Genomic DNA, 21,098 nt, shown 5'->3' with positions numbered 1-21,098 from the left:
CAGTAAACAGTAAAAAATAGTAGAAAAATGAACAATAAAGAACTCCTCTTCAAAGGATTAAAATATAGCATTGGAGCAATACCACTGATGTTTTTAGGACCAATTCTCATTCATAATGCTTTTATGAATAAACATACCAATTGGCATTATCTGGTTTTAGGAGTTGGTATTTTTATCTGTATTACTGCAGTATCATTTATGTTTAAAGGAATAAAAATTATCATGAAAAGTTTATTTGATGGAAATGAAAACTAATTACCTTGAAAGTGTCAAAAAACAATTTCTCTACTATAAAACGTTGGGAGAAAAGGCTTTTGAGCAATTGGAACCGGAGCAACTTTTTATTTCGGTAAATGAAGACACAAATTCTATTGCGGTTATAGTTAACCACTTGGTAGGAAATATGCTTTCGCGATGGACAGACTTTTTAACCACCGACGGCGAAAAAGAATGGCGAAATCGTGATGCTGAATTCGAAGAAATACTCAAAACAAAAACGGAACTTTTAGCTCATTGGGAAAAAGGATGGCACTGTTTATTTGAAGCTTTAAATAATTTACAACCTCACCAATTGGACGAAATTATCTACATTCGAAACGAGGGCCACACCGTTTTAGAAGCTATTAATAGACAATTAGCTCATTATCCTTATCACATAGGTCAAATTGTTTTTTATGCCAAGATGATAAAGAAAACGGAATGGCAAAGTTTATCCATTCCTAAAAATAAATCGAACATTTATAATGCAGATAAATTTTCTCAAGAAAAAAGCATTAAGAATTTCACTGATGATGAATTAAAAAAATGGCAATGAAAAAAATTCTCCCCATTCTAAGTTTACTATTCATTTCCTGCTATCAACAAGAACGCAATTGCTCCGATTTTAAAACCGGGAAATTTCAATTTGAACTTGAAATTGATGGAAAAAAAGAAATATCCGTTTTTGAACGAAATGATACGTTACAAATAGAAACTTTCCGCGGAAAAACAGATACTTCATCTGTTCGTTGGATCAACGATTGTGAATTGGTTTTACAAAAACTTCATCCTAAAAATAGGAAAGAAAAAAAGGCGATTCATATGAAAATCTTAACCACTAAGGATAAAAACTATACTTTTGAATATTCTTTTGTTGGTGAATCCACCAAACAAAAAGGCATTGTAACAAAAGTGAATTAATTACGTATAATTATCATTAATCAAACTAACTTTTATGGAAGTATTTGCTAATCCCGATGCGTGGATTGCCCTTTTGACTTTAACTTTTCTTGAAATTGTACTAGGAATTGACAATATCATTTTTATCTCCATTGTTACCGGTAAACTTCCTCAGGAAAAGAGAAAAAAAGCCACTCGAATTGGTTTGTTTTTAGCTATGTTCATGCGGATTGCCTTGCTTTTCGGTATTACCATCTTAATTGCCATGAAAGCTCCTTGGTTCACTATTGATTGGGGTTGGTTCAGCGGTAGCTTTACCGGACAAGCAATGGTTTTGTTTTTAGGAGGATTGTTTCTAATTTATAAAAGTACCAAAGAAATTCACGAAAAAGTAGATCATAAAGGAGAAGAAGAAAAAGACTTAAAAACATCTGCCGCCAAATCGTTTGGAAATGTAATTTTTCAAATCCTATTGATTGATTTAATTTTCTCGGTGGATAGTATTTTAACAGCCGTTGGAATGACCAATGGAATTGAAGGAGCCTTGTATATCATGGTTACAGCAGTAGTGATTTCCGTTGGAGTAATGATGCTTTTTGCAGTTCCGGTTGGGTATTTCGTCAACGCAAATCCTTCCATTCAAATCCTAGGATTGGCTTTCTTAATTTTAATTGGATTTATGTTGATAACCGAAAGCATGCACTTGTCTAACGCAACATTGGCAGGTCAGCATGTAGGTGCAGTACCCAAAGGTTACCTTTATTTTGCTATTGCGTTTTCACTGGCAGTGGAATTTATTAATATGAAAATGCGAAAGAAAAACGGGTAATCATAAAAAAATTAAAAAAAGATGTAACAATTTTCATCGTGATGAATCAAAAGGAAAATTTTAATAATCACGAACCATGAAAACTGTTACATTTTTTATTTTATCACTGGTAAGTTCAATTGTAACTTCCCTTTATGCTCAAAAATCATTTGACGTATTTGTTAAAGGAAAAGGAGAGCCTGTTTATTTATTTCCGGGATTTGGTTGCACCGGCGAATTATGGAATGAAACGGTTTCCGAACTTTCCAAAACCCACGAATGCCACATTTTTACTTTTGCCGGATTTGGCGATGTGGCTCCGATCAAAACACCTTGGTTTTCCACAATCAAAGAAGAAATTATTGCTTACACTAAGTCAAACAAAATCAATAAACCTACTTTAATTGGACATAGTTTGGGTGGTACGTTGAGTTATTGGTTGGCCGCTACTGAATCTGATTTATTTAAAAAAGTGATTGCCGTTGATGCCCTTCCCTGCTCTGCCGCTTTGATGATTCCAAATTATAATTGTGAAAAAATTCCGTACGATAATCCGCAAAGTAAAATGATGTTACAAATGGATGATGCTGCTTTTAAAGGAATGAATGCTCAACAAGTTCAGTTCATGTGCAAAAACAAAGAAAAGCATCCAACTATTTTAGAAATGATGAACAAAGCTGATCGAAAAACGTATGTGAATGGTTATATTGATATGCTCAATTTAGATTTAAGAGAAGAAATTGCCAAAATAAAAATTCCGGTTGTCATCTTGGCTGCTACTTTTCCGGATAAAACAACGGTTGAAAAAACGTACCAAGCACAATTCGAAAAATTACCTTCTGTAAAGATTTATTATGCCGAAAACGCTGCTCACTTTGTGATGTATGACCAACCGGAATGGTTTCGTAATAACATAATAGATAATTTGAATTAATTTGGAAAAGCAAGCCCTATTTAACGAATTATTTCAAACACATTATCCCAAAGTTTTGCGATTATGCAAAGGATATTTCAATGGTGATGCTGATTTGGCTGCCGATGCATCCCAAGAAGTTTTTATTAAAGTTTGGGAGCATTTGGATTCGTTTAGAAATGAATCTACTATTGGTACGTGGATTTTCAGAATAACTGTAAATACCTGTTTGATTTATTTACGAAAGAAATCAACTAAAAAAGAAATTCGTTCAGAGCAATTTCCAAACGTAGCAAACGAAAATTATTCTCATGAAATCGAAGAAAAAGTAAGCAAAATGTATGCTTGTATTCAAAAACTGGATGAAATGGGAAAAATGATTATTCTGATGGTTTTGGAAGGAATGGAATACAACGAAATTGCTCAAGTGGTGGGTTTGACCGAAGAAACGCTTCGAGTACGAATTCATCGCATTAAAAAAAGTTTAACCCAATGTGTACAAAAATGACAGAATTTAATACTATACAAGAAATTTGGAATTTACAATCGGATACCAAACCAAAGCAAAATGCATCAGATTTAATTGCTAAAGCACAAGAGCAAACCAAAACCTTAAAACGCAATCATTATTGGACCATCGGAATTATTTCGGTAACCGTTTTCATTTTATTGTTTTACTTTTTTTGGACAAATTCACATCAATTCAATTCACTCACCATTGGTTTGTGTATAATGATTGTCATGTTGATTGTTAGAATTGTTTTGGAAATTAACAGTTCTGTAAAATTAAAAAGCATAAAACCGGATTTATCATTGACTGACTATTCTCAAAAAATAAAAACATTTTATGAAGGCCGTAAAAAGATTCATCTGATTCTAACACCAATTATTTACATTAGCTATTTTGTTGGTTTTACAATGCTTTTACCGACTTTTAAAGCGAATTTCAGTAACGGATTTTATCTATATTGTTTAGTGAGTGGTTATGGTTTTTTCTTTGTGTTTGGCTATTTTTTAATCAAACAAATTAGAAAAGAATTAAAACTGATTGAGTTTTTGAAAGGAATTAACTAAGAAACCGCAAAGCTCGCTAAGTTTTAAAAAAGTTCGCAAAGAGGATTTCACATCCCCTTTGCGAACTTTGCGGTTAAAATTTACTCCAAACTCAACGTTATCTGTCCATCATCATCCAATTCCGTTTGAATATCATCAGAAACATTGTCTTCGCCCGAAACTTCCATTTCCTCCGGTGCTTCTTCTTCCGGTTCTTCAAAGGGTAAAGGTTCTAACAGATTGATTTGTTTGATTTTATCCGTTGTTAATTGATTTCCAAGAGCTTTTATTCCTTTTACAGCAATAAACTGCTCGATATCAACGGTTTGGTTTTCTTTTTGATTTCCTTTTACTTTAGCAAAAATAACTTCTGCTACGGGACGCCAATCGGTGGAAACAATTTCTAATTGCGATTTTTCATGTTCGGTTATAAAGGTTTCCTCTTTATTTTCATTTTCTACCAGAAATCGTTTTACAAAATAGCGATCTTTTTCTCCATCATAATAAATGGCTGAAATAGGTTTCTTTGGATGCCATTTTTCCAAGACCACCATGTCTTCATCAAAATGTGTGGTTAATTCAGGAATGATCGTTTTTAATTTTCCGGTTTGATTGATGATTAAAATCCGGTCATTCGGACGAAATTCACCCAACAACTCCCCTCTTCCATCTACATTCAGACGTTGAACGGTATCATCAAACCAAATTTTTCGTGGTCGTAAAGTAGATATTCCTTTCTCTTTTAACTCGATTTTTTTTATTGGGTATTTGGTAACTGTATTTCCGCGGGATGCTCTTCCTTTTATCGCAATATCCGCAAAATCAACATCCCATTTCAACTTTTTGATACTTCCCACTTGACGTAGTAGAACGGTTACCACTTCTGCTTCTCCATTCGGATTTGCCGAAAAATAGGAAACCATTGAACCTGCTTTTTCCTGCGTTAAGTCATAAAATTTATCTCTCGTTACACCGGAAACATTGAATCGTTTGATAAACGTAGAACCATTTTTTCCATCGCGATAAATCATATTATAGATGGTTCGCTTGTCGTTCTTATCAAAAATGGCAATGTGAATAATGTCTTTACCGATGAATTTTTTGTCATCCACTTTTGTCACCATCATTTTTCCGTCACGGAGAAAAACAATTACATCATCAATATCGGAACAATCGGCCACATATTCGTCTTTTTTGAGGCCGGTTCCCATAAAACCTTCTTCTCGGTTGACGTATAATTTAGTATTTCGCAAAACCACTTTGGTCGCTTCGATGGTATCAAAACTTCGTAATTCCGTTTGACGCTCTCTGCCTTTTCCGTATTTGTCTTTTAATTTTAAGAAGAAATCAATCGCAAAATCAATAATATGATCCAAATGATGTTTCACTTGTTCCATTTCGGCTTCCAACTTTGCAATGGCATCATCCGCTTTATCAGAATCAAATCGCGTGATACGAATCATTGGAATTTGAGTCAACTTTTGTAAGTCGTCATCATTAATCTCTCTAACCAATTGCTTTTTAAATGGTTCAAAACGATCATACATATAAGTATATAATGATTCTCTATCGCTGTACAATTTAAAATCAATGTACATTTCTTCCCGAATGAAGATTTTTTCCAAGGTTGAAAAATGCCATTTGTTTTCCAATTCATCCAATTGAATTTCCAACTCTCGTTTTAGCAAATCAACTGTTCGATGGGTTGAAATTTTCAACATATCCGAAACCCCGATAAACAATGGTTTATGGTTTTCAATCACACATCCCAGCGGAGCTACCGAAGTTTCACAAGCCGTGAAAGCATACAACGCATCAATCGTTTTATCCGGAGAAACGCCCGGCGGAAGATGAATTAAAATTTCAACTTCGGCAGCGGTATTGTCTTCTATTTTTTTGACCTTAATTTTTCCTTTTTCGTTGGCTTTCAAGATACTGTCAATCAGCGTTCCTGTATAGGTTGAAAACGGAATTTGCGTAATCACCAACGTTTGTTTGTCCAATTGCGAAATTTTTGCACGCACACGCACACGTCCGCCTCGCATTCCATCGTTGTAGTTGGAAACATCAGCGATTCCGGCCGTTGGAAAATCAGGAAATAAAGTAAACGGTTTGTTTTTCAAAACCTTAATCGAACAATCAATTAACTCATTGAAATTGTGTGGTAATACTTTTGTGGAAAGCCCAACGGCAATTCCTTCCGCACCTTGAGCTAACAATAGTGGGAATTTCACAGGAAGATTAATGGGTTCCGCACGACGACCGTCATACGACATTCCCCATTCCGTGATTTTTGGAGAATATAAAATATCGTGACCCAATTTAGAAATTCGGGCTTCGATGTAACGGGAAGCAGCGGCACTGTCACCGGTTAATATATTTCCCCAGTTTCCTTGCATATCGATGAGCAAATCTTTCTGACCGATTTGCACCATTGCATCACCAATACTGGCATCGCCGTGCGGATGATATTGCATCGTGTGCCCGACGATGTTCGCTACTTTATTGTAACGACCGTCATCGAGTTCTTTCATTGAATGCATAATTCTGCGTTGTACGGGTTTGAATCCGTCTTCAATAGCCGGAACAGCACGCTCCAAAATGACATAGGATGCATAATCGAGAAACCAATCCTTGTACATTCCGGTTACTTTGGTGATGGTGTCTTCGGGGTTTTCATCGTTTTCGTAAAAATGCTTTCCACCGGACATACGAACATCGTCGAAACCTTGTCCATGGCTTAACTCGTTTAGTTCGTCGTTTTCATCGTCAGGGATGATGTTTTCTTCGTCTTCGTTTATCATTGATGATGAACTTTATTCATTTTATTTTTAGACCTAATTTTTTTCAATCGTATCCAACTCCACCTTCAAATTATTAATAATAAACTCTTGTCTATCCGGCGTATTTTTACCCATATAAAATTCCAACAAGGTTTCGATGGACGTGGCTTTATCCAACATTACCGGGTCCAATCGAATGCTTTCGCCAATAAAATTCTTGAATTCGTCGGGTGAAATTTCTCCCAATCCTTTGAATCGAGTGATTTCCGGTTTTGGTTTTAATTTTTCAATAGCATCTACTCGTTCTTGTTCGGAATAACAATAAATGGTTTCCTTTTTATTTCGTACACGGAACAACGGTGTTTGCAAAATATACAAATGTCCGTCTTTAATCAATTCAGGGAAAAACTGCAAGAAAAACGTAATCAACAACAAGCGAATGTGCATACCGTCCACATCGGCATCCGTAGCGATTACGATGTTGTTGTAACGTAAATCTTCCATTGATTCTTCAATATCTAAAGCGGCTTGCAATAAATTGAATTCTTCGTTTTCGTAAACGATTTTTTTAGTCATTCCATACGAATTCAATGGCTTTCCACGTAAACTAAACACGGCTTGTGTATTTACATCACGTGATTTTGTAATCGAACCCGAAGCCGAATCTCCCTCGGTGATAAAAAGCGTACTTTCTAAACTTCTAGGATTTTTGGCATCGGTTAAATGTACTCGGCAATCGCGTAACTTTTTGTTATGTAAACTCGCTTTCTTGGCTCGGTCTTTGGCTAATTTTCGTATACCGGAAAGCTCTTTACGTTCTCTTTCTGCTTGAAGAATTTTACGTAACAATGCATCAGCTACTTCCGGATTTTTGTGTAAAAAGTTATCGAGTTTTTTGGAAACAAAATCGTTGATAAACGTTCGTACGGTTGGCCCACTCGGACCGATATCAGTTGAGCCTAATTTGGTTTTGGTTTGGCTTTCAAAAACCGGTTCTTCTACTTTCACTGCAATAGCTGAAACAATTGATTTTCTGATATCTGAAGGATCAAAATCTTTTTTATAAAACTCACGTACGGTTTTTACAATCGACTCACGAAATGCATTCAAATGCGTTCCTCCTTGTGTGGTATTTTGTCCGTTTACGAACGAATGGTATTCCTCAGAGTATTGTGATTTACTGTGAGTCAGGGCAATTTCAATATCGTCACCCGAAAGATGAATGATTGGATAAATCATATCTTCTTCGGTAATATTTTCTTCTAATAAATCTTTTAAACCGTTTTCAGAATAAAATTTTTCGCCATTGTAATAAATTGTTAATCCCGTATTGAGGTAACAATAATTTTTGAGCATTTTGATAATATACTCATTACGGTATTTGTAATTTTTAAAAATCGTTTCATCCGCAATAAAAGCAACTTTGGTACCACGACGTTTAGTTGTTTCCTGAATATCTTCTTCCAACGTTAAATTTCCGGCAGAAAATTCAGCCGCTTTTTGTTGATTGTCACGAACCGATTCTACTCGAAAATAATTAGACAATGCATTTACGGCTTTTGTTCCAACCCCATTCAAACCAACTGATTTTTTGAAGGCTTTGGAATCGTATTTACCTCCGGTATTCATTTTTGAAACAACATCCACTACTTTTCCTAACGGTATACCACGACCGTAATCTCGCACGGTTACTAACTTGTCTTTAATGGTTACTTCGATCGTTTTTCCTGCTCCCATCACGTATTCGTCGATACAGTTATCTAACGTTTCTTTCAACAAAATATAGATACCATCATCGGGAGACGAACCATCTCCCAATTTTCCGATATACATACCGGGTCGCATTCGGATGTGTTCTTTCCAATCGAGGGAACGGATATTGTCTTCAGTATATTGATTTTGCTCTGACATAGCGGAATTATGGATTTTCTGCTAATATAACGGTTAAAGCAAAATTTTAAAAGTAATATGATTTAAAGTTATTAAGAAACATATTGACAACCGAAGAAAAAAACTATAAAATAGGATGGTAATATTTTTTTAACTTCATGTTTAATTCTTTTGGATTAAAAGGTTTGATAATATATTCGTTTATACCAATTTGTAAAGCTCTATCCAAATATCCAAAAGAGGCAGAAGCTGTTAATGCTATAATTGGAATTAATTTATCATCTCTTCTAATGATTGAAGTGGCTTCATAACCATCCATTACCGGCATTGATAAATCCATTAACACCAAATCGTAGTAATTTGTTTTGTATTTTTCCACGCCAACAAGTCCATTTTCTGCTAAGTCAACTTCTACATTCCATTGTCCCATTATTTTTTGAGCGATTTTAATGTTAATCAAATTATCTTCCACTAATAAGACCCGCATTCCTTGCAAATTTTGTTCTTTATAGTCTTCTTGCAAATCATCCGTAACAACTGTATCAAAGTGTTTGTTTACGGGAAGACTAATTGTAAAATAGAATTTTGTTCCAACACCGATTTCACTTTCAAATTGAATATCAGAATCTAATAAGTTAAGTAACTTTTTAGTTATCACTAAACCTAATCCTGTTCCTCCAAATTGTCTGTAAGTTTTTGTCTCGGCTTGAGAAAATTTCTGAAATATATGCTGAAAATTTTCTTTATCAATACCGATACCGGTATCTTTTACTTCCACTTTAAAAGTGGAAATGTCATTAATTAGTGAGATTTGATTAACCGTTATAGTAATAGTTCCTTCTTTCGTAAACTTAATTGCATTAGAAACTAAATTGGTGATAATTTGATTAATTCGTAAAGGATCACTAATTAAATTAGGTTGAAAATCAGGATCAAAATTTATTTGAATTGTATTTAAATTTTCTGCTGCTTTAACTTGGAGTGACTTTGCAATTTGATTGATAAGTTCTTTAAAATCAAATGGTATTTTTTCGATATCAACTTTTCCGGCTTCGATTTTATTAAAATCCAGAATATCATTTATCAACAGAAATAAATTTTGTGCAGAGTGTTTTAAAACTTCAATATTTTCATGAAAACTTTCTAAAGAGTTTTCTTTTTCCATGATATAGACCAAACCAATAATTGCGTTAAGAGGAGTTCGTATTTCATGACTCATGATTGATAAAAACTCAGACTTAGCATCATTTGCTTTTTCTGCTATCTCTTTTGCCAGGTTTAATTTTAATTGGTACTCTTTTTTTATTTCAATTTCTCGATTCAGAATTTTAATTAAATCTAATAATCCAACTTGTTCGTCAAGTTCATTATCATCCTCATTGAGTTGTTTGATAGCTTCAATGATTTTTGCTTGAAAAAGTTCCTTTTTCTTTAGTTCTTCTTTTAGTTTTTTATTTATTTCAGAATATTCTTTATCATTTAATCGAGCTGATTGTTCTGAAAGTTCTACTTCTTTATCATAATTTAAATACGTTTGATTTATTACCTCAATAAAAGCTGAAAGTTTCGGATTATTATGTATTTCATTTTCAGACAAATATTTTTCTATTTGTCTATTAAGATGCCTGTGTAAATTTGTTAGCCTCATTATTCTTCAAAAATTGTCGTAATGGTCATCGTTTGATTATGTAATTCACAAGCTAAATCATTCATTAAAGGGGAAATCTCCCCATAAGAATAAAAACCACAAAGCAAGGAATTGTTTCCAAAAACTTCTCTAACCACTTCGAGCTCTTCTTCCACCCTATCTCCTAATACAATTCTTCTTCCTACACAACTAATAAGTAATACCAGTTGATTTTCTTGGTTTGTCTTTTTTTGAATATCATGTGCAGCAGAAGAGGAAGCATCAATGAGTTTATCAATATTTCCTTTTAATAATCTAACATATGAACCCTCAGGTATATTTCCTGCAAATGTCATGGATTTTTTTTCCTCATCAATAGATAAAATTGTTCTGACAACAGAAGGTGAATTTTCTGTTTCCTTCATCGATAGTGGAAAATATAAAGAGGAACCGGGAAGTTCATCTGCATATTTCCCTAAATATTCTTTATATAAATCTAGTGCATACCGATCTCCGATCTTGTATAAAACATTTTTGTCAGAAACAGTCACTTCACGTTGTGGTCCAAAATCACTCCAACCTCCTCTGGTACTATACCCAAAATGAATGTGCTCACCATAAAATCCTACTACGACTATTTTACCCGATGTTGCATCAGCATTTAATCCAACAATAGTTTTTTCAAAACTAAATTCATCTCCGGCTAAACCCCCATATATAGGAATTTTAGATTCAGTTTGTTGTATTAATTCGTTGATAAGTTCTGTTCCGTTAATATAAGTTCCTTCAGACAATATCAAAATAGATTTTAAATTGTCTTGCAGTAACGTATTTTTAATATTTTCTCCTAATTGAACAATGCTGTCATTTGAAAATATATCAACACTAACGGTTTTGATGAGAGTTTTCTCAAAGTTAATTGCAGTAATAACTACTTCGTCGGCTACAGTACATTGATTCGAAATTTGACCCGATGAAGAACAAATGATAATTTCAGCAGTTGGGTATAATTTTCTAATACTTGAATAGGGCGTTATTTTTTCTAATAAAGTTCTTTGCCCAAAAGCTAAAACCAAATTTGTTTTAATAGGATCAAAAGCATTTGAAGTAATCAGTTCTTGGCTCTGTTTTATACCATCATAAAGTAGTTGTTGAAATTCCATAGTTGCAACATAAATTTAGGGGATATAAATTAATGAAAAAAAAAAATTAATAAAAACAAAAAAACCTGTAAAATTCTTTACAGGCTATTCGTTTGATTGTTTATTTTTTATTATTATACATTAAAACGGAAATGCATTACATCGCCATCTTTTACTATATATTCTTTTCCTTCTACACGAAGTTTTCCGGCTTCTTTTACCTTGGCTTCTGAACCGTAATTGGAATAATCTTCAAACGCAATTACTTCTGCACGAATGAAGCCTTTTTCAAAATCGGTATGAATAACTCCCGCTGCTTTTGGTGCGGTATCACCAATGTTGATGGTCCAAGCACGCACTTCTTTTACACCGGCAGTGAAATACGTTTGCAAGTTTAATAATTTATAAGCGGCACGAATTAAAACGGCAGAACCCGGCTCGGTTAAGCCCATATCCTGCAAAAACATTTGGCGTTCTTCATAGCTTTCTAATTCGGTAATATCCGCCTCTGCTCCTACTGAAAGTACGATGACTTCGGCTTGTTCATCTTTTACTAATTCGCGAACTTGGTCTACATATTTATTTCCGTTTACGGCTGAAGCTTCGTCTACATTACATACATACAAAACAGGTTTAGCTGTAATAAGTTGAAAACTTTCAAACAATTCTTCTTCATCTTGGTTTTGAGGAATAACTGTACGAGCCGATTTGGCTTGCAACAAAGCGTCTTTAATTCGATTCAATAAGGCTTGTTCCACTTGGGCCTCTTTGTTGCCGGTTTTGGCAGCACGATTTACTTTTTCTAACCTTTTTTCAACGGTTTCTAAATCTTTTAATTGCAATTCGATATCGATCGTTTCTTTGTCGCGAATTGGGTTTACATTTCCATCCACATGCACAATATTATCATTGTCGAAACATCGCAAGACGTGAATAATGGCATTACATTCTCTGATATTGCCTAAAAACTGATTTCCTAAACCTTCGCCTTTGCTGGCTCCTTTTACCAATCCGGCAATGTCCACAATATCAACTGTTGCCATTTGAACACGTTCCGGTTTGACCAATTCCTCCAATCGAGCAATTCGCGGATCAGGAACGTTTACCACACCAATATTGGGTTCAATCGTGCAAAACGGAAAGTTGGCACTCTGGGCTTTTGCATTTGACAAACAATTAAAAAGGGTTGATTTTCCAACATTAGGTAATCCTACAATTCCTGCTTTCATCTTTTAGGTAATGGGTTAAAGGGTAATCGTTTTTAAACGGGTGCAAATATAGTTTATAATATTGAAAGATTAAAAAATTAGAGCTAACAGGTTTAGAACATTTTTTTATTAAACTTAAACCATAAGAATCAAGGTTCAAAATCCAAAGGTAACATGTCTCCAAATCGCTTTTTTGAAATTTCACCTGAAAAATCTATTTGATCAATATGGGTGTGATTTCCAAATGCATCAACATAGAATTCGGAAGTTTTAAAGATGATTTTGGATTGTTCTTTATTGTTATACAACACATTAAAACTTCTGAAAAACTTAGATTTTGTTTCTATATTTGTTGTGATTGCCTTTGGTTTCACTTTAATCAACTTCATGTTATTGACATCTGAAATTTCAAAATGCAAATTGGCATCGGTAGCAAAATTTCCATCAAAAAGAATGAATTCTTTCTTTCCCCATTTATTTTCGATCAAATTTTTAAAAAAGTGTTTGAAAGAGCCTAAATAAGAAGCAACTCTATTTTTATCATATGATTTGTTAATTTCTTCGATTTCTCTAAAAAAAGAAGTGACCGCAAAATAACTTCCACGCAAATAGTCATTAGAAAGGGTTCGTTTGTTATACAAAACATAAAAATCCACTAAATCAACTTCGATGTTATAACCTAAATAATTATTTCTAATGGTTATTTTTTCATCTGAAAAAGCAGCTAATTTGAAATTTTTTGATTCATACGAAAACTGAATGGCATTTTCATTTAAAATCACACAATTTTTTCCACCTTTGGTTCTTCCCAGAAACTGTTCTCTAAAAACAGCCAACATTTCTTTTCTGGAAAATGGGATGGGTTCTAAAATTACCTCTTTTAAAACAATGGAACTAGGTTTTAGCTTTATTTCAATTGGCGATTGAACAGTATTCAAATAAATCGATTCATAACCAATATAACTAATCACTAAAGTTGCATTCGGTACAGATTGTAGTTTTAATTCAAATAAACCATCATTATCTGTTGTGGTTCCGATAGTTGTACCATCAAAATAAACTGATACACCATAGAGAGGTGAATTATTTTCATCAACAATTTTTCCGTTAATTGTCTGTGCCAATAACGGCGTTATCATTGAAAAAATAAAAATCTGTAAGAATAAATTCTTCATAAAAAAATCCCAAAAGGGATTAATTTTTATTCGTTATGTAAAAAAGCCTGCCTATTCAAAAGTGTCTCTTCGCTTTCCACATGATTATCATCCGGTACGCAACAATCTACCGGACAAACGGCAGCACATTGTGGTTCTTCATGAAATCCTTTACACTCAGTACATTTTCCGGGTACAATATAATAAATATCATCAGAAATTGGTGTTTGTGCGGCTTCTGAATCAACTTCAGTTCCATCGGGTAAAATCACCTTACCTCGAAGTTTTGTTCCGTCTTTGTATCGCCAATCGTCGGCTCCTTCATAAATTGCCGTATTCGGACACTCGGGTTCGCAAGCCCCGCAGTTAATACATTCGTCAGTTATAATGATTGCCATTTTTTAATGTTTAAAAGTTTAAGTGTTTAAAAGTTTAAAGGAGATATTTAAAATCATTTTAAACTTTCAACTATTGGCTGTTGCCAAAAATCAATTGCTTATTTTTGTGCAAAATTACAATCTTAACTACTTATAAACAAGTATCAAATGTTACAAAAATCAAAATTTACCGCTTTTGTGGAATTGGGAAAATTTTTAGCTCAATTTTCCTTAAACAAAAATCAACCGCAAGAGACTGTACTTTTGAATGATCGTTTTTATACTTCTTTTGAGGAATTATTAGCTTTATCGCAATCACATAATGGTTGGTTTACGAAAGAACAAGTCTATTTTGCCGTTCAATCGTGGGCAGAAGCTTTAACGGAAGAAAATTTAACCAAATGGTTGTCCAACTATGATTTTTCCAACGTGCAACCCAAAAGAGTGGGATTGATTTTAGCCGGAAACATCCCACTAGTGGGCTTTCACGATTTTTTATGTGTGTTGATTTCCGGACATAAAGTGTTGGTAAAGACTTCTTCGAACGACCAACATTTGATTAAATTTCTAGCCAATTATTTAACAAGTGTTGAAGAAGACTTAAACGACTTTATTTCGTTTACAGAAGATAAATTAGAAGGTTTTGATGCCGTTATCGCTACCGGAAGTAACAATACGGCCCGGTATTTTGAATATTATTTTAAAGATAAACCTTCCATTATTCGGAAAAACAGAAATTCTGTGGCTATATTGAATGGAGTTGAAACGCATGAAGATTTGGTCAATTTAGGCGAAGATATCTTCCGCTATTTTGGTTTAGGATGTCGAAATGTTTCCAAACTGTTTGTCCCAAAAGGATATCGTTTTGATGCTTTTTTTCAAGCTATTTTTGAATACCAAGAAGTGATTCATTATGAGAAATATGCCAATAATTACGATTACAACAAAGCTGTTTTTTTGATGAGTAATTTTAAATTATTGGATAATGGATTTCTGACTTTAAAAGAAGATTCGAGCTACTCCTCTCCCATTTCTTCTGTTTTTTATGAATTTTATGAATCGTTATCGGAATTGAAAGTTCGTTTAGAAAATAATAAAGATCAAATTCAATGCATTGTCTCCAATGATTTAATCGAAAATAGTATTGCATTCGGACAAACACAAAAACCACAACTTTGGGATTATGCTGATAATGTAGATACATTGGAATTTTTAATTTCGATTTAGATTTCTTTTTAACTACAACGTTTTTGTTAATAACCAATAATAAAAACTACACTTTACTAGCGGTGTTTTTGATGTGAATTTCAGAAATTTGCAAATCAATTTTTTGAAATCTACTTTCCATAATGAAAAAACATAACTATAGTGCAGGTCCTTGCATTTTACCTCAAGAAGTATTTGAAAAATCGGCTCAAGCCATTTTAAATTTTAATGATTCCGGATTATCGATATTAGAAATTTCGCATCGTAGCAAAGATTTTGTTGCTGTAATGGATGAAGCAAGAGCTTTAGCTTTGGAACTTTTAGGTTTACAAGGAAAAGGTTTTCATGCTTTATTTTTGCATGGCGGAGCAAGTTTAGAATTTTTGATGGTTCCTTATAACTTAATGAAAGTGAACGGAAAAGCAGCTTATCTCGACACCGGAACATGGGCAAATTCTGCCATCAAGGAAGCCAAACATTTTGGTGAAACGGTGGTTGTTGCTTCTTCAAAAGCTGAAAATTATAACCATATTCCAACAGGATATACCGTTCCATCGGATGCTGATTATTTTCACTGTACATCTAATAACACCATTTTTGGAACTCAAATGAAAGAATTTCCGAATCTTGAAATTCCTATGGTTTGTGATATGAGTTCCGATATTTTCTCACGTAGTTTAGATTTTTCAAAATTTGACTTAATTTATGCCGGAGCTCAAAAAAATATGGGACCAGCCGGAACAACTTTAGTAGTTGTAAAAGAGGAAATTTTAGGAAAATCAGGTCGAACTATTCCAAATATGTTAGATTACGTACAACATATTGAAAAAGAAAGTATGTATAACACACCGGCCGTTTTTCCGGTTTATGCCTCACTTTTAACCTTACAATGGTTGAAAAATTTAGGAGGAATTGCCGCCATTGAAAAAGTAAATGAAGCGAAAGCGAATTTATTATATACTGAAATCGATCGAAATCCATTGTTTAAAGGGACAGCAGTTGCAGAATTCAGAAGTAATATGAATGCTACTTTTTTATTGAATGATGAAGCCCTTGCTCCTACTTTTGATAAACTTTGGAAAGATGCCGGAATTTCCGGATTACCCGGTCATCGTTCGGTTGGCGGTTACAGAGCTTCGATGTACAATGCCATGCCATTGGAAAGTGTACAGGTATTGGTTAATGTGATGAAAGAATTGGAAGCAAGAAGTTAGAAAATAGAGACTAGAAAAAAATAAAATTATAAACATAAGTTCTCAGCAACTTTGTGCCCTAGTGCCCTAGAACCTCAGAACCTTAGAACCTAAAAAAAAATGAAAGTACTAGCCAACGATGGAATTTCTCCAAGCGGAATCAAAGCCTTAGAAAAAGGCGGATTTGAAGTCATTACCACCAAAGTAGCCCAAGAACAAGTAGCCAATTTTATTAACACCAATCAGGTTAGTGTGATTTTAGTTCGAAGTGCTACCAAAGTTAGAAAAGATATCATCGATAATTGTCCCAATTTAAAAATCATCGGTCGAGGTGGTGTGGGAATGGATAACATCGACGTGGCTTATGCTCGTGAAAAAGGAATTCACGTTATAAATACGCCGGCATCTTCCTCAGAATCGGTAGCCGAATTGGTTTTTGCACATTTGTTTTCAGGAGTTCGTTTTTTATATGATGCTAACAGAAATATGCCTTTGGAAGGCGATACTAATTTTGAAGGTTTAAAAAAGGCCTATGCTAATGGTATCGAATTACGTGGAAAAACGCTTGGAATTATCGGTTTTGGTCGAATTGGTCAAGCGGTTGCCAAAATGGCTCTTGGTTTAGGAATGAAAGTAATTGCTTCTGATAAATATGTTGGCGAAGCTGTAATTCGTGTAGATTTTTATAACGGTCAATTCATAAATGTCGACATTGTTACTGAACCGATGGAAGATTTATTAAAACATTCTGACTTTGTAACTTTACATGTACCGGCACAAGATGGCTACGTAATTGGTCGCGATGAATTAAATATAATGAAAGACAATGTTGGAATTATAAATGCCGCACGTGGCGGTGTGATTGATGAAGTTGCTTTAGTGGAAGCGTTAGACGAAGGAAAAGTATTGTTTGCCGGTTTAGATGTTTTTGAGAATGAACCAACACCTGAAATCAAATTATTAATGCATCCAAACATTTCGTTGACACCACATATTGGAGCCGCAACTTTAGAAGCACAAGATCGAATTGGAACAGAATTGGCTGAACAAATTATCAGTTTATTAAAAACAGAAAAATAATTGTTGTTTTCGTTAAATTAGTAGAATATTATTTAACTTCGTAACAATAACTTTAAAAGCCAATACTATGTTAGAACAATTAACGCAATTAGTGCAACAATTCGGAAATGATGCCGTGGTTAAAAATAATGCCGTTCCCAATGAATTGAACGATAACGTCATGAAAGAAACCGAAAGTTCACTACTTTCAGGATTACAAAAAATGGCCTCCGATGGTAATTTGGAACAATTAGCGGGTCTTTTTCAGGGCAATAATGCCGGATCTGCTTCAAACCCGGTTGTAAAACAACTTATTGAACAAGTTTCCGGTAATTTAGGTCAAAAAGTCGGGCTAGATAGTCAGGCAGCGAATGGAGTTGCAGCAAATATGATTCCGCAAATTCTTGGTTCATTGGTTGGAAAAGCTAAAGATCCCAATGTAAAAGGTTTTGAAGTTTCCGATTTAGTGAATGCAATTTCGGGTGGCTCAGGGAATTCCAACTTGATGGATATGGTGAGTAAGTACGGTGGTCAATTTGGTTTAGACCAAAATAATGATGGAAAAGTAGACATGCAAGACGCGATGGCAGCCGCCACTAAAAAAGGAGGTCTCGGTGGATTGTTTGGAAAATTATTTGGTAAATAAAATTAGTAAACTACATTTTTAAAACCACTTCATTCGGAGTGGTTTTTTTGTTAAATGTAGATTATTCAATTTAATAATCAACCTTTTTTTGTACTTTTATGGTATGAAAAATATAGTATTCATAGTATTACTTTGTACTATTATTTATGCCTGTTCAGGTAATAAATCATCTGTGCTTTCTGCTAAAAACGAAACTGCTTCAACAACTTCAGATACAGTACGGATTGCAAATGATGAACTCGAGTATGAAATTATCATCATTGAACCTGGTTTTAATATTTGGTTAACCAGCAGAGCCATGCCAAGAAACTATTATTCGCAAAGTTATCTGGAATCTCGCAACCAATTTTGGGTTACAGAATTTAACAATCGTGTTTTGCAACCCATGCGATTTGACCCTAATTTATATCAAATGCAAATTGACTACCAACGCGGAATTGATTACGGTTACGAAGTAAATTACATGCTTTTTAATTATTTAGTCTATTTTCAACAAACCTATAAACAACAATTGGGCGGTTTTGCGGCCAGAATATAATCAACGTTTATGTTTAAAAAATTTTTCTATATCATTATTTCTTTTTTAGTTGGAATAGTTTTAGTGATTTTAGGATCATTGTTCAAAATCATGCACTATTCTAATGCTAATTTATTTCTAATATCCGGAATGTTTTTTGAATTGTTAGCTTTACTTTTGTTGATTGTAAAAATTGTCAAACAGTCCCAAAAAGAAAAGGTCTAAATCCCCATTATTTTGAATTCTTCAGTCAATCTATGAAAAAACTAAAAGCCCGTTGGGGAGTTACTTCTAACTTTCAACTCGTTATAATTTTTATTGTCTTTGCCATTACGGGTTCTGTATCAGCTTATTTATCGAAACCTTTTACAAATTATATTGGACTTACGAGTGAAAATTTAGGATGGTTGTATTTTCCAATTCGTTTGATTGTTATATTCCCTATCTATCAGGTTTTATTGGTTTTATTTGGATTTCTTTTCGGACAATTTGCCTTTTTTTGGGCATTTGAAAAGAAAATGCTTCGCAGCATGAAGTTAGGATTTATCCTCAATTGGTTTGAAAAGAGTTCCAAAGGAAAATAAAAAACTGCAACGATTAAATTGCAGTTTTTTTAATTTTTAATATTTCTACTTCTTTTTTATCAAGTAAGTATAAATCCAAGTTATTGTAAAGGTGGGAATAAAATCAATTCCGGGAAGTAGTTCCTCTATGAAAACGATAAATCCTCCTACTGTACCAATTGTTCCTTTATACATTCGCATCAAAATTAGTCCGGCAATAGGTGCCCAAATAACATCTGAAATTGTTCCTAAAAATGGAACCAAATAAGACAACATACCAATACCATCAAAAATAAGACTCAAAACTAAATCTCTTGATTTTGTATCTTTAACGGATTGAACAGCAACTTCTTTTGTCATTGAAAAATTTTTTACATTCTACATCCTAACGACAAAAGTAATGCCAAATTATTTTTCTTTATTCAATAAATTAAAAAAATCATTTCTGTTTTCCTTTTCATTAAAGATTCCGCCGTATTGGATTGTTGATGTGTAGCTTGAACTGTCTTTAATTCCACGACTTGACACACATAAATGTTCCGCTTCAACAACCACAATAACGTCTTCTGTATTTAAAACCGTTTTCAATTCATTAAAAATTTGCATAATCATGCGTTCCTGTACTTGCGGTCTTCGAGCATAGTAGTCAACAATTCGATTTAACTTGGATAAACCAATCACCTTTCCGTTAGAAACATAACCAATATGTGCTTTTCCAATAATTGGTAAAAAATGATGTTCGCAAGTAGAATTGAAACTAATATTCGCTTCTACCAACATTTTGTCATAGTGATAACTGTTTTCAAAAACAGAAATTTTGGGTTTATTAGCCGGATTTAAACCACTAAAAATCTCTTGGATGAACATTTTAGCAACGCGATGTGGTGTACCACGCAAACTGTCATCGGTCATATCCAATCCCATTTCTTCCATAATGATATGAAAATGTTTTTCTATCGTGGCCATTTTTTCTTCATCAGACTTATCAAATGCGTCCGGTCGCAAAGGGGTTTCAGTAGATGTCATCTGATGTTCATCTCCCAAAAGTTCAAATAATTCTTTTTCAATTTGATTGTTCATAGCGTCTTTTTTTTAATTTACATCAATGCTTTTTTTAAAGCTGTTCCGTGTTAAAACTTTTAGGCAATTAATTCTTTAGTTTATCTTTAAAATTCTTTTTCAATTTTTCAATTTTGGGTGTTATCACATAACTACAATACGATTGAGTTCGATTTAAATTATAATAATTTTGGTGATAATCTTCCGCTTCATAAAAAACCGAAGCTGCAGAAATTCTAGTCACAATTGGATTTTTAAATGTCTTTTCTTCTGTCATCAACTTAATGTATTCTTCCGTTAATTCCTTTTGATTATCATTGTAATAAAATACTTCGCTACGATATTGTGTACCCACATCATTTCCTTGTCGGTTTAAAGTGGTTGGATCGTGAGTAGCAAAGAAAATTTCCAACAATTCACCAAAGGAAACTATCTTTGGATCAAAAGTAATTTGAATGGCTTCCGCGTGACCGGTCATTCCTGTTCCAATTTCTCTGTAAGTTGGATTTTTAGTTGTGCCTCCAATGTAACCCGACACGACTTTTTTTACACCTTCAATTTCTAAAAAAACTGCTTCTGTACACCAAAAGCATCCACCGGCAAAAGTGGCTAATTCTAATCCGTTTGCTACATTCATTTTAATTGGTTGTTTATTTTCTAAAAAAGCACTCTTCTTTTCTTGTGATTGACAAGAAAAGGTTGAAAAGGCTACTAATAATATTACAAGTTTTTTCATATCATT

General features: G+C 33.8%; 24 protein-coding genes. 14 read left to right on the top strand and 10 right to left on the bottom strand.

The genetic code is table 11. From position 1 onward, the window contains the following. Positions 1 to 27 precede the first annotated feature (27 nt). From EQG68_RS07045 to EQG68_RS07015, 7 genes are all read left to right on the top strand, one after another. Positions 28 to 255: a DUF6095 family protein gene (locus EQG68_RS07045; RefSeq protein WP_129464088.1), complete on the top strand. Its 228-nt coding sequence runs from the start codon at positions 28 to 30 to the stop codon at positions 253 to 255. Next, on the top strand, positions 239 to 814 hold the full coding sequence (locus EQG68_RS07040) for a DUF1572 family protein (protein ID WP_129464087.1): 576 nt from the start codon (positions 239 to 241) through the stop codon (positions 812 to 814). The genes EQG68_RS07045 and EQG68_RS07040 overlap by 17 nt, the downstream gene beginning before the upstream one ends. After that, positions 811 to 1,179, top strand: a complete 369-nt coding sequence (locus EQG68_RS07035; protein WP_129464086.1) for a DNA topoisomerase IV — start codon at positions 811 to 813, stop codon at positions 1,177 to 1,179. Before EQG68_RS07040 ends, EQG68_RS07035 begins: the two co-directional genes overlap by 4 nt. Positions 1,180 to 1,213: 34 nt before the next feature. Beyond that, a complete protein-coding gene (locus tag EQG68_RS07030) occupies positions 1,214 to 1,987 on the top strand; it encodes a TerC family protein (RefSeq protein ID WP_129464085.1) in 774 nt (257 codons plus the stop codon). A 76-nt stretch (positions 1,988 to 2,063) separates the two neighbouring features. Then, positions 2,064 to 2,900 (top strand): alpha/beta fold hydrolase, encoded by an 837-nt coding sequence (locus EQG68_RS07025; protein ID WP_129464084.1) that lies wholly within the window; start codon positions 2,064 to 2,066, stop codon positions 2,898 to 2,900. Between the two features lies 1 nt (position 2,901). After that, complete coding sequence (locus EQG68_RS07020) at positions 2,902 to 3,387, top strand: RNA polymerase sigma factor (protein ID WP_129464083.1); 486 nt, start codon at positions 2,902 to 2,904, stop codon at positions 3,385 to 3,387. After that, the gene (locus tag EQG68_RS07015) at positions 3,384 to 3,953 is read left to right on the top strand and encodes a hypothetical protein (protein ID WP_129464082.1); all 570 of its coding nucleotides are present in this window, start codon (positions 3,384 to 3,386) and stop codon (positions 3,951 to 3,953) included. Before EQG68_RS07020 ends, EQG68_RS07015 begins: the two co-directional genes overlap by 4 nt. An 80-nt stretch (positions 3,954 to 4,033) precedes the next feature. Here the strand turns inward: EQG68_RS07015 and EQG68_RS07010 are convergent, their stop codons facing one another. From EQG68_RS07010 to EQG68_RS06980, 7 genes are all read right to left on the bottom strand, one after another. After that, positions 4,034 to 6,736 carry a DNA gyrase/topoisomerase IV subunit A gene (locus EQG68_RS07010; RefSeq protein ID WP_164975411.1) on the bottom strand — a complete coding sequence of 901 codons (2,703 nt, stop codon included), beginning with the start codon at positions 6,734 to 6,736 and terminating at the stop codon, positions 4,034 to 4,036. Positions 6,737 to 6,769: 33 nt separating this feature from the next. Next, a complete protein-coding gene (locus EQG68_RS07005; RefSeq protein ID WP_129464081.1) occupies positions 6,770 to 8,626 on the bottom strand; it encodes a DNA topoisomerase IV subunit B in 1,857 nt (618 codons plus the stop codon). A gap of 103 nt (positions 8,627 to 8,729) precedes the next feature. Next, positions 8,730 to 10,202: an ATP-binding protein gene (locus EQG68_RS07000; RefSeq protein ID WP_222845204.1), complete on the bottom strand. Its 1,473-nt coding sequence runs from the start codon at positions 10,200 to 10,202 to the stop codon at positions 8,730 to 8,732. 50 nt (positions 10,203 to 10,252) lie between these two features. Further along, complete coding sequence (locus EQG68_RS06995; protein WP_129464079.1) at positions 10,253 to 11,395, bottom strand: FIST signal transduction protein; 1,143 nt, start codon at positions 11,393 to 11,395, stop codon at positions 10,253 to 10,255. Between the two features lie 113 nt (positions 11,396 to 11,508). Next, the gene (gene ychF / locus EQG68_RS06990; RefSeq protein ID WP_129464078.1) at positions 11,509 to 12,603 is read right to left on the bottom strand and encodes a redox-regulated ATPase YchF; all 1,095 of its coding nucleotides are present in this window, start codon (positions 12,601 to 12,603) and stop codon (positions 11,509 to 11,511) included. A gap of 128 nt (positions 12,604 to 12,731) precedes the next feature. Further along, the gene (locus tag EQG68_RS06985) at positions 12,732 to 13,721 is read right to left on the bottom strand and encodes a carboxypeptidase-like regulatory domain-containing protein (RefSeq protein WP_164975410.1); all 990 of its coding nucleotides are present in this window, start codon (positions 13,719 to 13,721) and stop codon (positions 12,732 to 12,734) included. A gap of 62 nt (positions 13,722 to 13,783) precedes the next feature. Next, on the bottom strand, positions 13,784 to 14,134 hold the full coding sequence (locus EQG68_RS06980) for a 4Fe-4S dicluster domain-containing protein (RefSeq protein WP_129464076.1): 351 nt from the start codon (positions 14,132 to 14,134) through the stop codon (positions 13,784 to 13,786). Between the two features lie 147 nt (positions 14,135 to 14,281). On the opposite strand from EQG68_RS06980, the gene EQG68_RS06975 reads away from it, so the two are divergent. The 7 genes from EQG68_RS06975 (at position 14,282) to EQG68_RS06950 (ending at position 19,318) form a co-directional block, all read left to right on the top strand. Then, positions 14,282 to 15,340, top strand: a complete 1,059-nt coding sequence (locus EQG68_RS06975; protein WP_129464075.1) for an acyl-CoA reductase — start codon at positions 14,282 to 14,284, stop codon at positions 15,338 to 15,340. A 122-nt stretch (positions 15,341 to 15,462) separates the two neighbouring features. After that, on the top strand, positions 15,463 to 16,533 hold the full coding sequence (gene serC, locus EQG68_RS06970; RefSeq protein ID WP_129464074.1) for a 3-phosphoserine/phosphohydroxythreonine transaminase: 1,071 nt from the start codon (positions 15,463 to 15,465) through the stop codon (positions 16,531 to 16,533). A gap of 99 nt (positions 16,534 to 16,632) precedes the next feature. Beyond that, the gene (locus EQG68_RS06965; RefSeq protein WP_129464073.1) at positions 16,633 to 17,592 is read left to right on the top strand and encodes a D-2-hydroxyacid dehydrogenase; all 960 of its coding nucleotides are present in this window, start codon (positions 16,633 to 16,635) and stop codon (positions 17,590 to 17,592) included. Between the two features lie 67 nt (positions 17,593 to 17,659). Continuing rightward, positions 17,660 to 18,217 (top strand): hypothetical protein, encoded by a 558-nt coding sequence (locus tag EQG68_RS06960; RefSeq protein ID WP_129464072.1) that lies wholly within the window; start codon positions 17,660 to 17,662, stop codon positions 18,215 to 18,217. Positions 18,218 to 18,320: 103 nt separating this feature from the next. Next, complete coding sequence (locus EQG68_RS06955) at positions 18,321 to 18,755, top strand: DUF6146 family protein (RefSeq protein ID WP_129464071.1); 435 nt, start codon at positions 18,321 to 18,323, stop codon at positions 18,753 to 18,755. A 9-nt stretch (positions 18,756 to 18,764) separates the two neighbouring features. Then, positions 18,765 to 18,959, top strand: a complete 195-nt coding sequence (locus tag EQG68_RS15355; protein ID WP_392388756.1) for a GldL-related protein — start codon at positions 18,765 to 18,767, stop codon at positions 18,957 to 18,959. Positions 18,960 to 18,991: 32 nt separating this feature from the next. Then, complete coding sequence (locus EQG68_RS06950) at positions 18,992 to 19,318, top strand: DUF6787 family protein (protein WP_129464070.1); 327 nt, start codon at positions 18,992 to 18,994, stop codon at positions 19,316 to 19,318. Between the two features lie 45 nt (positions 19,319 to 19,363). Here EQG68_RS06950 and EQG68_RS06945 read toward each other — a convergent pair whose 3' ends face one another. From EQG68_RS06945 to msrA, 3 genes are all read right to left on the bottom strand, one after another. After that, positions 19,364 to 19,657 carry a hypothetical protein gene (locus EQG68_RS06945; RefSeq protein WP_129464069.1) on the bottom strand — a complete coding sequence of 98 codons (294 nt, stop codon included), beginning with the start codon at positions 19,655 to 19,657 and terminating at the stop codon, positions 19,364 to 19,366. A gap of 48 nt (positions 19,658 to 19,705) precedes the next feature. Next, complete coding sequence (folE, locus tag EQG68_RS06940; protein ID WP_129464068.1) at positions 19,706 to 20,377, bottom strand: GTP cyclohydrolase I FolE; 672 nt, start codon at positions 20,375 to 20,377, stop codon at positions 19,706 to 19,708. 67 nt (positions 20,378 to 20,444) lie between these two features. Next, positions 20,445 to 21,092: a peptide-methionine (S)-S-oxide reductase MsrA gene (gene msrA / locus EQG68_RS06935; RefSeq protein ID WP_394343608.1), complete on the bottom strand. Its 648-nt coding sequence runs from the start codon at positions 21,090 to 21,092 to the stop codon at positions 20,445 to 20,447. Positions 21,093 to 21,098 lie beyond the last annotated feature (6 nt).

The sequence above is a fragment of the Flavobacterium piscinae genome (genome assembly GCF_004122145.1).
Taxonomy (GTDB): Bacteria; Bacteroidota; Bacteroidia; order Flavobacteriales; family Flavobacteriaceae; genus Flavobacterium; species Flavobacterium piscinae.
This window is presented reverse-complemented; position numbering and strand designations above follow the sequence as displayed.